The sequence below is a fragment of the Natrinema sp. SYSU A 869 genome, from assembly GCF_019879105.1.
Taxonomy (GTDB): domain Archaea; phylum Halobacteriota; class Halobacteria; order Halobacteriales; family Natrialbaceae; genus Natrinema.
Map to the genome: position 1 here is coordinate 385,872 of NZ_CP082249.1, position 13,632 is coordinate 399,503.

Sequence of the window (13,632 nt, forward strand, 5' to 3'; positions counted from 1 at the left end):
AATCGCCCAGTCCGAGTGAGCTTCGCTCTCTCGAGATTTCGCCGAGGGCGCGATTCCGTCGTGCTCGTGGTTCGAAAAGCGCTTCGCGCCTTTCGTCATCAAGCGAAGCCTACGGCTTCGCGGATCCCGCGAATTCTGGCGGGACGTACGCCCTGCTGACATCGCGGGAGCGAAGCTCCCGCTTAGCTTCGATTCGCTCAGTCACGGAAGACGCTCTGCGTCTTCCGAACGACAGCGCAAACGTTCGGTTCGCACTGAGCAACGTGTCTCAGTCAGTCCGTACTCTCGCTCGGTTGCGGTCGGTTTTCAGAGACGGAACGGCGGGCCACTAAGACGAGCGCCATCACTGTCAGCAGCGCCGTGACCAACAACAGTCCCGTCCCCGCTGGGATCCCGACTAGGGCCGCGACGTCGGCGTAGAACGTAAAGAGGAGAAACGCCGGGAAGAGGGTCCCGATCGCGTATCGCCACGGGACCACCAGTGGGCGTGAGAGCTGTCCCGCACCTTCGAGATACTCCTCGATCGCGGCCGGACCGAGGACCCAGGCTGTGTACACCATGAACCCGGTCAGGCCAAGCACCAAGAGTAGATCGACGAGGTGGTCCGCGAACAGCGTAAACACCGCGGGGCTGAACGCGTTCACGCCGCCGGTGAGTGCGATCAGCGCGAATAGCCCCCGGGTCGCCGTCGACCGCTCGAGATCGAACTCGTCAACCAGAAACGAGACCGGAATCTCGAGCATGCTGATCAGACTCGTCAGAGCTGCGAGAAGAACGACGAGAAAGAAGACCGCGCCGAGAAGTCGCCCGCCGGGCAGGCTTGCGAACGCGCCGGCGATCCCGATGAACAGGGCGCCGGGGCCGCCCTCAGCCGGGCCCGGCGTGAATGAGAACAGCAACGGGAACACCACGAGTCCGGCCAGGATGCCGATACCGAGATTGAACACAGCGATAGCCGAGGCGTCGAGGGGCAGCGAGCGGTCGTCGTCGATGTAGGAGGCATAGGTGATCATCGTCCCGCTGCCGATCGAGAGGGTGAACAGCGCCTGGCCGGCGGCCGCTCCCAGTACCGATAGGAAGTTCTCCGCGAGGTAGGCACCGTCGAATTCGAGGTAGAACTCGTATCCCTGCGCGGCGCCGGGTTGTTGGGCCGCCCAGATCGCGAGTCCGATGAGCAACACGACGACACCGGGTATCATCACCTTCGTCGTCGCCTCAATGCCGCGTCTGATCCCCGCGGCGACGATCAGAGACGTGGCCACGAGGACGGCGAGTTGGTAGCCGAATGCTTCGGCACCGTAGCTGATCGCCGCGAAGTGGGTTTCGGGATCCGCGAAATAGGCGCCCGTTGCGCTCTCGAGAAAGTACCGAAGGATCCATCCGCCGACGACGCTGTAGAACGACATCAGCATGATCGAGGTCACGACACAGAGCACGCCCAACGCCGTCCAGAAACGCGATCCGGCGAGCGATTTGAACGCCCCCACTGGGTTCCGATTCGACCGTCGACCGATCACGAATGCGGCCAGCAATCCCGGCACACCGACGACGAGGACGATGAGCAGATACAACAGCAGAAAGGCGCTTCCGCCGTTCTCCGCGGTCATCCAGGGAAATCGCCAGATGTTCCCCAGTCCGATTGCGCTTCCGACCGCGGCCAAGATAAATCCGGCGCGACTCGACCAACTCTCACGTACCATCCTGTCTCAGGGAACCGACTCGGCGCGCATAAGAATTGTCTATCAGCGGCTCAGCTCATTCGCGGTGACATGGAATCAGGTAATCTGAACACGACGCTTAACCTGGTCAGTTCGCACACGTACGTAACGCCACTTCCGAAACGGGCTTAGTGAAATCATCGTCAGAGAATTCGTCCAGAGTCGGACAGGATCGTGAAGCAGCGGTAAGTACGGGGACTCACACAACATATCGCCCATTGATTCCTCCGATAGTCGTCAGAATTGGGTTGCTGAATACAGAGGATGGATTGATCAACCGGGCGACCCGGACGGTACCGAACTGAGTAGTTACGACCTCGCCGTCGCGTTCGCCACCCACTCCGGTTTCTCGACGTCAGTGCTCCCCACGTCGGACAGGGTGTACGCCCGCGAGTACCTATGCCGAGAACGGTGTTCGGGAGGTTTCACGAACGTGTACTGGTAGTAGCGGATGACACCGTCCGTGTCGAGCAGGAGCGTCGCGGAGAAGTTCTCGTAGGACCAACTCGCGTTCTCGCCCCCGCCCACCGGTCGGGCAGCGCGTCGACGCCGGTGGCCTCGTACCGCATCACCGAAACGCCCTGGAACGTCTCGACGCCCTCGCGCTCGTAGGTGGCGTCAATCGCAGCGAAATCGTACCCGGGGCCGCTGTCATTGTTGAATACTCCGCGCCAGAGATAATACTCGCCCGACTCGTTGAATACCGACACGGGGGAGAGTTTCCTCACCTCCGTCCAGTTGTTCTCCCGTGACAGCACGTACTCCGTACTTCCGTTCGAGTAGATGGAACCGTTCCCCGAAAAGTAGCCGGTGGTGTGTTCGAGGTACTGTGAGGCGTCGGGCTCGACGAGAATCCGGCTCGTGTCGTTCATGTACCTGAAATCCTCCTCCAGGACCGGGGGATTGCGGTCCGTCCGGTTTGCCTCGGTTGAGAGCGTGAAGCTCGTGTTCCCCAGCGCGGTCGCGTGGGTGTCGAACACCGACTGATCGATGTCCGACGCGTTCGGGAACTCGTCGGGGGACGCGTCGGGGGGCGCGTCGGGCGACGGCTGGTTCTCACCCCCACTCGGAAGCCCAGCACATCCCGCGAAGACCAAGAGGGCGACGACGGCGACCGTTGAGAGCGAAGACGCACGCATAGGATACAATTCAATCGACTAACATTTAATGCTATGGGTAATTCTACCTCTTGGACACAGGGCGATGCCACCCTACCCAGGTGTTGTGACTCTCAGGAGAATCGGTCCCGAACCGATTGCAAGATACGCGCTATGTATTCAGTACGACTCTGCCAACATCACCGATAGCTGGGAGAAGTACCGGCATTAGATTTGCGTGTATACCTACCGCTTGGGTCGTGTCCGAGAATTCTCCCAAAGTCGGACGCCAACCGGTCCGATCGATCCCTCAACCCCACGAAAAGACTAGTATTCTTCCCGGAATTGACCGCGATACGCGCATTCCGGACACCATGAATCTCCAGCAACGCAAGAACCGCGAAGACATGAAGGTCTGGCTTAGCCAGAACGAAGTCGAAGATTTCCTTGGGGCCGCTGCCGATACCCAGCAACGAATTGCTTTCGCGCTCGGGGCCCGCTGTGGGCTCCGGTCACACGAGGTCTTGGACGTCGCCCCAGAGGACGTCGTCGACACCGACGCCGGGACGATGCTTCGAGTCTGTCACGGGAAAGGCGATAAGTTCCGCGAGACCTCAGTCCCACGAAATCTCGCAACGACCATCGACACGATCGACTATCGCGACGCAGGCGCGAGTTCGCCGCTCGTCGAGATCACGAGCACACGCTCGCTGCGGCGCTGGGTTCGATCGGCAGCTGACGAGTTGTACGAAGAGACCAGTGACGCTGGCTGGGACCACTGTGCACACGAGATACGGCTAGCTGTGTACATGTTCGACGCATTTGCTACTCGAGTCCCTATTCTGCTCGAAACAAGAGGCAGGTTACCACAACCAGCGGTTAAAATCAGCCGTTCAATGAAGCGAAATAACTAGAGTTTCCAGCCTCGTGTGTACGAGCACCCACCCAGAACAGATCTTATTCCTCCTCAACCCCTTCAACCTCCCCTAATTACGTTGATAATTAGTAGTACTTCCGAGTTACTCACTAGACGGTGTTTCCAACTCTCTCGCATCGAGATCACTCCGAAGGTACCGTTCACCGTCTTCAGTGATCGTGTAAACACCGTTTCCGATATTCTGAGTGAGACCATACCCTTCAAGTTTCATACATCGGTTGTTAATATGTTGTCGTGAAAACGGAATCGGCCCCTCTTCTTTGATTTTCGTTGGGGATCGAGGGCCGTTCTCGACCAAGAACTCGAGAATCCTGTCGTCAGCGAGAACCATCCAGTCGGCAGAAATCCGCATACTACTCTGATACCCTCACACCGTCAAATTCTCGTCGGAAAGCAACCCTAACGGGTAGAATGATTAAATAGGATCTATCGATAGTTATACCAACTTTGAGCAAGTATAGTTTCTGAAGGAGCTACACACGGATCTGACTATCAGAGTCCGGTCAAAAGCAGCCCGGTGGTAGTGACACCGAGCCCGCAATCAGCTCCCGAAATCACCCTCCGGAAGCCATGCACGACGATGAATCGCGGGGCCTTGAAAGCCCCGCTCGAGCAGACGCATCACCCCACAACCAACTCGTAACAGACGGCAGTGAGCCGAGTAACACGAGTCGATCCTCGTCAGACCTCCGTTCTGACGGCGGTACTCGCTGGACCGATCTCACCGCCTTTCAATGCGACTGTCTCGAGGCCGTCACGCGCCTCGAGCACGACACCAAGGGCTCCCACGAACCCGAGATCGTCCGCGAACTCGAGCATGCAGATCCCGAACTCAATCGCAATCGGCTCTATCCCAATCTGACGGTACTCGTCGGGCACGGTCTCCTTGAGCGATGTGAGCGGTCTGCGGACGGCCGGGTCGAGTACGCCCCGACCGACGTGGGCCGGGCACTCCTGCGAGCGCGCGTCGACCGCCTCGCTGAGACCTGTGGGCTCGTCGTGGTCGACCGCACCGACGACGCGACCGCTCGAGAGGACGGCGACGGATGATCGAGGCTCGAGGCGGGGAGCCGCCGCGGTGCCCCGAGTGTGGGATGGTGATCCTCGAACGCGACCCGCTCGTGGGCTGGTGGCTCTGTGACGACTGTCCGCTCGCGGTCGCCGACGACGGAACGCGGCTCGCGTAATCGACTGGTCGTGATCGGCGGCGATCACGGCGCGAAGCGACCGTTCGATCTCGTGTGAACCGCTATCGCGTCCGCTCACCACACGACTATCGTAGCCACTGAAACGAGTGACACGCTAATCACACGGCTATCATGCGAGCAGGTGTGCAGTGACTGTCAGTAGCTACTCGAGAGATCGGGAACAAACGACGGGGGAGTCGCGACCCTCCCGTTTCGTTCACTTCGCTGGTTTTCGTTCACCCGGTTGTCTCGTTCTGTTGTGTCTCGTTCTGTTCCTCCTCGAGCGTGATCAGTGCGTCGTCGATCACCGGCTCGCCGTCACTCGTGTAGGGGCCGTCGGCCTCGGGGAACTCGTACGTCTGATTGTCGTTGGTGTCCTGATGGGCCATCGCGATCAGGACCTGGCTATCATCAAGGGACTCGTTGAGTTCGACGGTCACGTTCTCGTGCTCGCCGGGGTCCAAGTAGGTGGAGTTACCCAGGACTGCTCCGGGCTCGTACTCCTCGGACATGTTCGTGACGGTCTCGTTATCATCCGCCGTCATGTTGTCCGTTGCGTTCTCGTCGGTGGCGTTGTCCGTCATGTTGTCCTCGTCGACGGGCGCGGCCGCGTGGATGACGGCGAAGCCACCCTCGGGCAGCGTCGTGTTGTTAACCCCGACTGCCGTCCCGTTCGATGTCTGGTTTTCGAACGTCACTGTGGCCGTCTCGTTCTCTGTTTCGTTCGCTGTCTCATTCTCTGTCGCGTTTTCCGTTTCGTTCTCCGTCTCGTTGTCTTGGATCGCCATGCCGGCGTCGGTTGCGGCGAACACGATGCTCGCCCCCGAGAGGAGGACGAGCGCCGTGATGACTGCGACACCGATAGTTCTTGCACGTGGCATCGTAACCACCGATGGCACTGTCACAGTTTGACAAAAACCGGAAGCTTCGTTCGAGTGTTTCAGGAGTAGAAACATCCAAATTCGCCGGAAGGGACGATCAGGGTAAGAGATCTATTCCAACTGTTAGTCCCCCAATCAGTGGCGTAATATCGGGTTCTGCTGAGGGGGCGTCTCGAGGGGTCGAGCACACTGTACCGTTGGGGAACGAGGACTTGCAGCAGCTACATAGCTCAAATGCGTCTTTCAGCCACTAGAAGAGTTTTACAAAATCCCACTGTAGAGAGGAATCGATGACCATCAATCGACGACGGCTCCTCGCCGGCACCGCCCTCGCGACGGTCGCATCGGCCGGCTGTTTACAGGCCGACGACGAGAGCGGGACCGGTAACGGAAACGGGAACGGCAACGGCAACGGCGATTCAGAACCGACGACGGCGGTTCCGGAAGACCCTCGCGTCGACGAACCGCCGTACGAAATCGAGGAGCAACCGAACGACCCCGACGAGTGGAATCAACTGTATCTCTGTGAGAACATGTCGGGGGACTCCGACCTCGAGTTCCAGCCGGTGTCGGCTCCCCGCGCCGACCTGCTGCTATCAAGCGCCGACTTTGAGAACGAAGCGTACGCCGTTCGCGCCCTCACGAGCGCAGACGAGGTCCGCGAAGTCTTCGAACTCGGTGACGACGGTGGTGACGGCAGTGGCGAGGAACCCGAGGAGCCCATCGATGAGATCGACTTCGCGGAGAACATTCTGCTCGTCGTTGAGTCCGGCTACGGGTCGGGGTCAATAGCCCACCACTGGAAGCGCGCGGAGACGACCGACCGCGGCGTCCGCCTCCACGGGTGTCATATGATACCGTACGAACGGACGGATGACCTGACCGCACGACACTCGGTTGTTCGCGTCGAACGCCCCGAGAACGTGGAAATCGCCCACGTGAGTCTCACCGTCGACGCGGAGCGACGCGTCCACTATAACTCCAGCGAGGACGTGGTCGCCGTCAACCCGACGTAACAGCGCCTTCGGATCGGTCTCAGGAAGTAGCCCGTAGCGAGCCGGGTACTGCGTCGCCACTCGATGGACCGCGTCGTCGCGTTCAGAGGGAATTCGAGCGGGAGCGCCCCGCAGTCAGGGAGCCAGAACTCGGTTTGTGGCACCGCTTGCATCCATCGCTGAATCGAATAAGCCGATAGATTCCGCCCCTCCACCACCTCCAGAAATTACTAACGGAAACTGCACCCGATAAAGAATATAAGGTGGTGCATAGTACGGTATCGTGGTATGTCAGAACACCCCACGATAGGCGACACCCTCGAGGGGACGGTCGACCGCCACCCCGAGCGCGACGCGATTATCTATCCGCGCAAGGACCAGCGGTGGACCTATGCCGAGTTCGACGAGCGGGTGAACCGGCTGGCGAACGCCCTGCTCGAGGCCGGCATCGAGGCGGGAGACAGGGTCGCGACGGTGCTGTACAACGGATCGGAGATGGCACTCACCGTCTACGCGTGTGCGAAGATCGGTGCCGTCTTCACCCCGCTGAACTTCCGGCTGCCGTCGGGCGAGATCGAGTACATCGTCACCGACGCCGAAGCCGAGATGGTGCTCTTCGAGTCCGATACACGAGAGGCGGTCGAGGGGGCACGCCCGAGCCTCGAGAGCGTCTCGGAATACGTCTTCATCGACGACGACCGCGAGGAGGTACCCGACTACGCGAGCGGGTTCTATGAGATGCTCGAGTCGGGCTCGGCCGACCGACCGGACGTCCGGGTCGACGAGGACGACGTGTACGCCTTCATCTACACGTCGGGGACGACGGGTCGACCGAAGGGGGTCGTCCACGAGCACCGGAACATGGTAGAACACAACCTCCTGTGTATCGCGGAGATGAACCTCACCCGCGACGACGTCGGGCTGTCGATGATGCCGCTGTATCACTGCGCCGAACTCCACTGTAACCTGTTCGCGCGGGTCCATCGCGGCGCGGCGAACGTCATCCATCACGAGTTCGAACCCGAGGCAGTGCTCGAGGCGGTCGAGGACCACGGCGTGACGGTCCTCTTCGCGGCTCCGACGGCCTGGAACGCGCTCTCGATGACCGCCGCGGAGTCAGACGTCGACGTCTCGTCACTTCGACTCGGCCTCTACGGTGCGGCCCCGATGCCAGAACAGGTACTCGAGAACTGCATGGAACACCTCTGTGAGGACTACGTCCAGGCGTACGGCATGACCGAGCTCGGGCCCGCCGCCGTCTTCCAGTCGGCGGCCGATCAGATCCCGAAACAGGGGTCGGCCGGACTGCCCGGACTCAACCACCGCCTTCGAATCGTCGAACCCGACGCGGAGCCGGACCAGGAGGTAGTGGAGGGCGAAATCGGCGAAATTTTGCTCGCCAGCCCGTGTACGATGCGGGAGTACTGGAACCGACCCGAAGCGACCGCACAGTCCCTGCGGGAGGCCGACGGGACGACCTGGTACTACACCGGTGATCTGGGCTACCGCGACGACGATGGCTACCTCTACGTCGTCGACCGAAAGGACGACATGATCGTCTCCGGCGGCGAGAACGTCTACCCCGCCGAGGTCGAGGACGCGCTGTTCGCACACGACGCCGTCGACGAGGCGGCCGTCGTCGGTGAACCCGACGACGAGTGGGGCGAGCAAGTCGTCGCCTACGTCGTCGCCGGCGAGGGGATCGATGCGACCGACCTCGACTCATTCGTCCTCGAGAGCGACCGGCTCGCCGACTTCAAGCGGCCCCGAACCTACTACTTCGTCGACGAACTCCCCAAGAACCCCAGCGGCAAGATCCAGAAGTTCAAGCTCCGCGAAGATGAGGCGGACCTCGAATCCGAGGCCGAGACCGTCACGTCTTGATCGGCGGGCTGCGATACGTCGGCTCGGTTCCGGTCGAACGCTCCGACTCCAAACCGTATTTACTGTCGGCGACGAAAGCAGGGCACGATGGAACGCGGGTCGCGGGAATCGTTTACGCGCATGGGTACGCTGGGGATCGAGGAGGAATGTTTCGTCGTCGACGAGGACGGCCGCCCTACCAGCGGGACCGACGATCTCGTCTACGAACACGACCCCCCTGAGATCCTCGAAGGCCGCTTGGATCACGAATTGTTCAAGTTCGTCATCGAGACCCAGACGCCACTGATCGAGGCCCCCGATGACGCCCGCGACTCGCTGCTCGCGATCCGGCAGGCACTGGTCGAGCACGCCGAGGCCCACGGCTATCACATCGCCGCCGCCGGCCTCCACCCGCTCGCGAAGTGGCGCGAACTCGAGCACGCGGAGAAACCCCGCTATCGATCGCAACTCGACCGGATTCAGTACCCTCAGCACCGGAACACAACCGCGGGAGTCCACGTCCACGTCGGCGTCGACGACGCGGACAAGGCGGTCTGGATTGCCAACGAACTGCGGTGGTACGTCCCGATCATGCTCGCGCTGTCGGCGAACTCACCGTACTGGAACGGGTTCGATACTGGGCTCCAGTCCGCCCGCGCGAAGATTTTCGAGGCGTTGCCCAACACCGGGATGCCAACTCACTTCGAGGACTTCGAGGCGTTCGACCGGTTCGAGCGTCGGATGCTCGAGACCGAGTCGATCAGCGATCGGGGCGAACTCTGGTACGATGTGCGGCCCCACACCGCCCACGGTACCGTCGAGCTACGCACACCAGACGGGCAGGCCGACCCGGACATTGTGCTGGCGTTCGTCGAGTACGCCCACGCGCTCGTGGAGGCCCTCGCCGAGGAGTACGAGGACGGGACGAGCGGCCACCGACATCGTCGGGAACTGCTAGACGAAAACAAGTGGCGGGCCATCCGCTACGGCCAGGACGCATCCTTCATCGACCGCGACCTCGAGGGCACCGTCGACCTCGGTGAACTCGTCGACCGCGAGTGCGAGCGACTAGGCATCGACGGCATCAAAGCCGTCTACGAGCGGGAAAGCGGCGCGGATCGACAGCGCCGCCTGCTCGAGGACGAGGGGGCCGACGCGCTGTGTGAGTCGTTACTCTTGCAAACTCGGTAGGTCCGTGGCGGTCGCTCGAGGAACAAACATCCGCAGATGACTCTTATAGCGCCGTTTATGAGTCCGCGTGTACGATCAACGATCGGTTCGTTTTGATTCGGATACCACGGGAAAGTCGTCTGTCGTGGTCTCGTTCAGTCGTCCGTCGCACTCACGGGCTCTTCACTGAATTCGGCCGGTGTGTCGGCCCAGACGCCGTCCGTGAGATCGATCGCATCGTTCCACTTTGCGACGACCGTGGTCACTGCGAGGTCGCCGGCTATGTTGTTCATCGTCCGAAGGCGGTCGAGCAGTGGATCGATACCCGCGATCATCCCGATGACCTCGAGTGGGAGTCCCACCTGCGTCAACACCGCAGTCATCATGACGAGGCTTGCACTGGGAACGCCCGCAGTGCCGATACTCGCGAGGAGTGCAGTAAGCAGGATGGCGAACTGTTCGGCCAGCGTAAGGGAGACACCGACCATGTTCGCGGCGAAGACCGCGACAATGCCGAGGTACATCGACGTCCCATCCATATTGATAGTCGCGCCCAGCGGGAGTGAGAAGCCATACACACGTTCTTTGACGCGGAGGTTCTCGTCGGCATCCGACATCGAGACGGGAAGCGTCGCGGTAGACGACCGAATACTGAGTGCTGTGATGAGTGCCTCCTTGATACCACGCAGGAAGGCCAGCGGTGAAGCGCCGACTGCCCCTCGGATGAGCAGGAGAAGATAGACGAGGGTAATCTGGAGGCCGATAGCGATCGCGAGAGTCAGGGAGAGAGTGAAGTACGCTCTAATCGCTTGAACGCCAACTTCCCCAAACAATGCTGCCATAAGTGCGAACACACCGAGGACGCCAAACTCCATAATCCCCCAGACGATTTTGAACATGACCTCTGCTCCGGCATCGACGATGTCGAAGATGGTGTCGATACCGTTCCGGACCGCTGAGTCCGGTTCGACTTCCGCTCGTACCATCGTCATCCCAAGGCCGAAGATGAGCGTGAAAAAGATGATCGCAAGGATGTTCCCTTCGGCCATCGCAGCGAACGGATTCTCAGGGACGATACTGAACACTTGGTCCACGAGCGACGGTGTCTGTTCGGTCTGGACGTCCGTCTGCTCCAAGGTCATCCCTGTGCCGGGATCGATGAGATTGCTCACACCAAGTCCCATCGCGATAGCAACGACCGTCGTGGCGATATACAGGAGTACAACCTGCCCGCCGACTTTCCCCAAATTCTTCGGGGAGAGTTCTCGCGTCGCCATCAGCAACGTGAAGATAATGATGGGGACGATAATCATCTCGAGTAACCGGACGAACAGATCACCAACTGGCTGCAGTGACGTTGCCGGCTGACCGGCTACCAGTCCAACGAGAGCACCGAGAACGAACGCTACCCCGATCCGATAAACGATTGGAACTGACCGGTATTGTTGCCATGCCGACCGAAATACTCCTACCATATCCTTCAATATGAAAATTTGGAATCAGGTGATAGTCCTTCCGGATTAGAACGATTACATTCACAGCACTATAATAAATAGTTACGACAATGGCGAGTATAGAAATGGAATTGGGGTAAAATACGCTGCATTACGTTGATTTTCGACTGTATACTGTCAACAAGCGGCGTACAGAACTTGGCTTATGGGGAGGTCAAAATTTCCGGTCGTGTTCAGAGAAGCTGGTTCCATGCAAACGCGAATGATGTGAGAGAGCCCGTTGAAAACATCACGCCTGACTCCCTCAACCGTATCTGAACACTGCCGAGTTGGCCCCACAAAGCTTTAACTCCGCTCGAGGACTCATCCTGTACGAGAAGACACATGAGTTCCGATGACACTGACGAGGGCCCGGTCGACGGCACGGACGACCGAGACGAATCGCTCGAGGGACCGGACGAATTCGTCGACCACGACGGGGACGACCTCGGTCGCAGCCCGGCCGCCGAGGAGCTCGACCAGCGGATCATCGACCTGCTCTCGTGGATCCTGGACACGGAGACCCGCGCGAAGATCTACGTGTTCCTGTTGGCGAACCCCGGCAGTACCTCCGAGGAGGTCGCGAAGGGGACCGGCCTCTATCCCAGCACCGTCCGCGAGGCGCTCGCGGAGCTCCACGAGGAAGAGCGCGTCACCCGAGAGAAACGGGCCAACGAGGGTGCCGGGAACAACCCCTACGAGTACACGGCGATCCAGCCCAGCGACCTCGTCGGCGGCGTCGTCGATCAGGTCCAGCAAGAACTAAACACGATTTTCACGCTCGATCGCGTCCTCGACCGCGAGGTCGAACGCGAGTCCAGCAGCGAGTTCGACGATGACGTCGAACCGGTGACGATCACCGTCGACGACACGGCACCACCGACGAGCGTCGAATCCGAACCAAATGAGGAGCCGGATACCGACGACGACGATGCCAGTGTCATCGAGTTCGAGGACGACATGCAGATCGATACGGCCGACGAAGAGGAATCGGACGGCGATGAGGGCGAGAGCAATGATTCCGACGCGCGACCGGACGACGAGTAAGCCGCGTCAGTCGTCGTCCCCTCGTCACTCCTCGAGTTCGAGGATATCGTGTCGCTCGAGCGTGAGATCGCGATCAATCGCGTCGACGGTCGTCGTCGGCCAGCGATCTATCGACGTCAGTATCTCGATGTCGTCGTCGGTGACGAGTGCCGTGTCCTCGCTTTTTGCGCCCTGTACCGTCGGATTCCACGCGTATGCCATCGGCGATTCGACCGGCGCGTCGTGGCTCGGCGTGGCAATCCACTCTCGTCCTGCGAAACCGGCTGCGCCGCCCTGATGGTGGTGTTCCCACTCACCCTCGTATCCGACCGCGTCGTAGGCGTCTCGAACGGCAGCGAAGACATCGCCGGCGGTCCCGGCGCTATCGTCCCCGCTGCCTCCATTTGTAGCTGCCGCTTGCGTCGCCGCCAGCGCCGTCGTCTCGACGCGAGCCGCGGCCTCGTGGCGCTCCGCCAGCCATGACGGGGGATCGAACGCGACAGTCCGGGTACAGCTCGCGTGGAGGCCGGCCCGCTCGGCGGTGACGGAAACGAGTGCGTAGTCGCCGAGTTCGGCCTCTGTCGGGGTGTAATGGCGATACTGCTGGGCCCGCTCCGAGCCACCGACGAGCACGACTGGGGCCTCGATTTCTCGAGCTGAGAGGGCGATCCGCAGCGCCGACGCGACCTCGTGTTCCGTATCTCCGGACTGCAGTTCCCGACAGACGGACTCGACGGCGGCCGCCGTCTGTTCGCCAAGCTCGCGGTACCGCTTGCAGTCGCGCTCGGTCAGCGGCTGTCGCACCGGCGTCGGATCGATGCGCTCGAGGCCGGGGATATCGATATCGGCGGCGGCTCGATCGTCGCTCCCGACGCGGTCAGTGATGGCCTCGGCCAGCGACGACGCATACCAAGGGAACTGCTCCACTGAAACCTCGCTCGCATCGAGATCCGGCAGCTCCTCCGCTACGATTCGGTCGGCTTCGATGTTGTTGGTCACGAGGGTCACGTCGTCGCCGTCATACCCCACCGCAGCGACGCCGGTATCGCTTTCGCGGTCGATAACGCTGTTCCCGCCGGTGAGCCACGCAAACGAGTTCGGCCGGGCAAACCAGACCGAATCGAGATCGTGAGACTCGAGGGAGGCCTCGAGTCGCTCGCGTTTGTCCATGTCAGGTGCTGGCGAGGACGGGTCTTGAAAGCGGCGAACGCCGAGTCATCGTCCGGCGTGAGTGCTGGACTCCTCGCCGCAGCCGACCCGGGTCT

Annotated in this window: 13 protein-coding genes; 7 read left to right on the forward strand and 6 right to left on the reverse strand. The window is 60.8% G+C overall.

Annotated elements, in window-relative coordinates:
* Window positions 1-272: 272 nt before the first annotated feature.
* Together K6I40_RS10010 and K6I40_RS10015 are read right to left on the reverse strand one after the other, a co-directional pair.
* A complete protein-coding gene (locus tag K6I40_RS10010) occupies window positions 273-1,700 on the reverse strand; it encodes a sodium-dependent transporter (RefSeq protein WP_222918881.1) in 1,428 nt (475 codons plus the stop codon).
* A gap of 443 nt (window positions 1,701-2,143) precedes the next feature.
* On the reverse strand, window positions 2,144-2,857 hold the full coding sequence (locus K6I40_RS10015; RefSeq protein WP_255681949.1) for a hypothetical protein: 714 nt from the start codon (window positions 2,855-2,857) through the stop codon (window positions 2,144-2,146).
* A 332-nt stretch (window positions 2,858-3,189) separates the two neighbouring features.
* Between K6I40_RS10015 and K6I40_RS10020 the strand changes: the two genes are divergently transcribed.
* Window positions 3,190-3,729 carry a site-specific integrase gene (locus K6I40_RS10020; protein WP_255681950.1) on the forward strand — a complete coding sequence of 180 codons (540 nt, stop codon included), beginning with the start codon at window positions 3,190-3,192 and terminating at the stop codon, window positions 3,727-3,729.
* Window positions 3,730-3,834: 105 nt separating this feature from the next.
* On the opposite strand, the gene K6I40_RS28350 is transcribed toward K6I40_RS10020, so the two are convergent.
* Window positions 3,835-4,104, reverse strand: coding sequence for a MarR family transcriptional regulator (locus K6I40_RS28350; protein ID WP_255681951.1), 270 nt, complete (start codon window positions 4,102-4,104; stop codon window positions 3,835-3,837).
* A gap of 218 nt (window positions 4,105-4,322) precedes the next feature.
* Between K6I40_RS28350 and K6I40_RS10025 the strand changes: the two genes are divergently transcribed.
* Together K6I40_RS10025 and K6I40_RS10030 are read left to right on the forward strand one after the other, a co-directional pair.
* Window positions 4,323-4,802 carry a PadR family transcriptional regulator gene (locus K6I40_RS10025; protein WP_222918882.1) on the forward strand — a complete coding sequence of 160 codons (480 nt, stop codon included), beginning with the start codon at window positions 4,323-4,325 and terminating at the stop codon, window positions 4,800-4,802.
* Window positions 4,799-4,939, forward strand: a complete 141-nt coding sequence (locus tag K6I40_RS10030; RefSeq protein ID WP_222918883.1) for a hypothetical protein — start codon at window positions 4,799-4,801, stop codon at window positions 4,937-4,939. The genes K6I40_RS10025 and K6I40_RS10030 overlap by 4 nt, the downstream gene beginning before the upstream one ends.
* A 236-nt stretch (window positions 4,940-5,175) precedes the next feature.
* Here K6I40_RS10030 and K6I40_RS10035 read toward each other — a convergent pair whose 3' ends face one another.
* The gene (locus K6I40_RS10035) at window positions 5,176-5,829 is read right to left on the reverse strand and encodes a hypothetical protein (protein WP_222918884.1); all 654 of its coding nucleotides are present in this window, start codon (window positions 5,827-5,829) and stop codon (window positions 5,176-5,178) included.
* A gap of 281 nt (window positions 5,830-6,110) precedes the next feature.
* On the opposite strand from K6I40_RS10035, the gene K6I40_RS10040 reads away from it, so the two are divergent.
* The 3 genes from K6I40_RS10040 (at window position 6,111) to K6I40_RS10050 (ending at window position 9,869) form a co-directional block, all read left to right on the forward strand.
* Complete coding sequence (locus tag K6I40_RS10040) at window positions 6,111-6,836, forward strand: hypothetical protein (protein WP_222918885.1); 726 nt, start codon at window positions 6,111-6,113, stop codon at window positions 6,834-6,836.
* A gap of 267 nt (window positions 6,837-7,103) precedes the next feature.
* The gene (locus K6I40_RS10045) at window positions 7,104-8,699 is read left to right on the forward strand and encodes a fatty acid--CoA ligase (RefSeq protein ID WP_222918886.1); all 1,596 of its coding nucleotides are present in this window, start codon (window positions 7,104-7,106) and stop codon (window positions 8,697-8,699) included.
* An 87-nt stretch (window positions 8,700-8,786) separates the two neighbouring features.
* The gene (locus K6I40_RS10050) at window positions 8,787-9,869 is read left to right on the forward strand and encodes a glutamate--cysteine ligase (RefSeq protein WP_222918887.1); all 1,083 of its coding nucleotides are present in this window, start codon (window positions 8,787-8,789) and stop codon (window positions 9,867-9,869) included.
* Between the two features lie 134 nt (window positions 9,870-10,003).
* On the opposite strand, the gene K6I40_RS10055 is transcribed toward K6I40_RS10050, so the two are convergent.
* A complete protein-coding gene (locus K6I40_RS10055) occupies window positions 10,004-11,323 on the reverse strand; it encodes a dicarboxylate/amino acid:cation symporter (RefSeq protein WP_222918888.1) in 1,320 nt (439 codons plus the stop codon).
* A gap of 363 nt (window positions 11,324-11,686) precedes the next feature.
* On the opposite strand from K6I40_RS10055, the gene K6I40_RS10060 reads away from it, so the two are divergent.
* Window positions 11,687-12,388 carry a helix-turn-helix domain-containing protein gene (locus K6I40_RS10060; RefSeq protein WP_222918889.1) on the forward strand — a complete coding sequence of 234 codons (702 nt, stop codon included), beginning with the start codon at window positions 11,687-11,689 and terminating at the stop codon, window positions 12,386-12,388.
* A gap of 24 nt (window positions 12,389-12,412) precedes the next feature.
* Here K6I40_RS10060 and K6I40_RS10065 read toward each other — a convergent pair whose 3' ends face one another.
* Window positions 12,413-13,537 carry a M24 family metallopeptidase gene (locus K6I40_RS10065; protein WP_222918890.1) on the reverse strand — a complete coding sequence of 375 codons (1,125 nt, stop codon included), beginning with the start codon at window positions 13,535-13,537 and terminating at the stop codon, window positions 12,413-12,415.
* Between the last annotated feature and the right edge of the window lie 95 nt (window positions 13,538-13,632).